At 72.4% G+C, this 416-nt stretch carries 1 protein-coding gene; it reads right to left on the bottom strand.

Annotated elements, in window-relative coordinates; all coding sequences use genetic code 11:
• Positions 1–416, bottom strand: a 416-nt coding sequence (locus C1I97_RS38445; protein ID WP_220040905.1) for a cache domain-containing protein, incomplete at both ends; no start/stop codon positions are given.

The following is a 416-nucleotide window of genomic DNA, read 5'->3' as shown; positions in this document are numbered from 1 at the left end:
AAGTCCGGGCCCCTGGTGAGGGATCCGGCCAGATGCGCCGGGTCGGCGGAGGCCGCCACCCGGCCGCGGGCGTTCACCAGGTGGGTGGGGTTGGGCAGTTCGCGCAGCAGTGGCAGTACGGCTGCCTCGAAGTGCCGTAGGTACACGTCGGCCGCGGCCACCCCCGTGAACCGGCCCGCCACCTCGACCGGCGCGGACAGGGTCAGGCTGTACTCGTCGGAGCACAGGTAGTCCACGTAGGGCCCGGCCACGGCTCGCAGTCCGGTGGCACGGGGCAGGGCGTACCAGTCCCAGTGCGTGTAGTCCGAGTACACCGACTGCCGCGGATCCAGGTCGAGCAGCAACGGCCGTACGCCCCCCTGCGCGGTGCTCTGCCACCACTCCAGCCACGCCGGTACGTCGGCCAGCAGTCCCGG

Source organism: Streptomyces sp. NTH33 (assembly GCF_003236365.1).
Lineage (GTDB): Bacteria > Actinomycetota > Actinomycetes > Streptomycetales > Streptomycetaceae > Streptomyces.
The sequence above is the reverse complement of the archived record's forward strand: the minus strand, read 5'-3'. Positions and strand labels throughout refer to the sequence as shown.